This is a genomic window from Psychrobacter sp. 1U2, assembly GCF_051847575.1.
Window position 1 is genome coordinate 1 of record NZ_JBPYDC010001536.1, and the last position, 580, is coordinate 580.

Genomic DNA, 580 nt, shown 5'->3' on the forward strand with positions numbered 1-580 from the left:
TAACAAATACTGCCAGTTGCCGCAAAGTGATCTTTGGTACAGTCTGAACGGTCTTCTTCATCAATCGCTATTGCCTTTTATCTAGATACTCTACTAACCTAAAATTTCGATAGGTTATACCTTATTAATCTGTTTTTATTATAAAACAACTTATCTTATACTGTCTATTCATAAGCTTATGCTTATTTTGATTATCGACAATAGGATGCGTCCCTTATGCACGCTTTGCCCAATCAGTGAATCATTATTTTCCAAACAACCGTCACTTAGCAGGATTGGTTGTCGTGCTGATCGGTAGCTTATTTTGCCTATGGCTTAATAACAGTTTGAATACTTGGTCGAATGGACATATCGTTGGTCTGTCATCTTTGACATTAGCTATCTTGCTTGGAATGATCCTTGGTAATACGATTTATCCTAATTTCGCTGAGCGCTTAAATGCTGGCGTGGTCTTTGCTAAGGGTCAGATTTTACGTCTTGCCATTATGTTTTATGGTTTTAAACTGACAATAACACAAGTTGCAAGCGTTGGCATGCCAGCGGTTATGACAGATGCACTAGTACTGACATCGACTTTTTT

1 protein-coding gene is annotated in these 580 nt (G+C 37.8%); it reads left to right on the forward strand.

The window, feature by feature from the left end; translation table 11 throughout:
• Positions 1-236: 236 nt before the first annotated feature.
• A partial coding sequence (locus ACS8FD_RS23050; protein ID WP_439277568.1) for a putative sulfate exporter family transporter occupies positions 237-580 on the forward strand: 344 nt, incomplete at its 3' end.